The organism is Vibrio sp. 2033 (genome assembly GCF_033339735.1).
On record NZ_JAWOVC010000737.1, the window covers coordinates 1 to 539 of the forward strand.

Annotated in this window: 1 protein-coding gene; it reads left to right on the plus strand. The window is 46.8% G+C overall.

All coding sequences use genetic code 11. The features are described from left to right. The coding region (gene xseA, locus R7P74_RS28805; protein WP_318124120.1) for an exodeoxyribonuclease VII large subunit at positions 1 to 539 on the plus strand (539 nt) is incomplete at both ends.

Sequence of the window (539 nt, forward strand, 5' to 3'; positions counted from 1 at the left end):
TCTCGTGCTCAAGTAAAATGTGCCATGTTCCGTGGTAACAATCGTCGCGTTACTTTCAAACCTGCAAACGGCAATCAAGTTTTAGTTAAAGCCCGTCTGTCTCTGTATGAGCCACGTGGTGACTACCAATTGATCATCGAAAGCATGCAGCCTGAAGGCGATGGTCGTCTGCAACAAGAGTTTGAAGAGCTTAAGATGAAGTTGGCAGCGGAAGGTTTGTTCGCTCAAACCAACAAACTGCCACTACCAGAACATCCAAAGCGTGTTGGTGTCATCACTTCTAAAACAGGTGCAGCGCTTTACGACATATTGGACGTTTTAAAACGCCGTGATCCTTCCCTACCCGTGGTTATTTATCCGACCATGGTCCAAGGTGATGACGCAGCCATTCAAATTGCCCAAGCAATCGGTCGTGCGAATAGCCGAAATGAATGTGATGTATTGATTGTTGGTCGTGGCGGCGGCTCTCTAGAAGACTTATGGTGCTTTAACAATGAGATCCTTGCTCGCACTATTGCTGCAAGTCAAATCCCGATCAT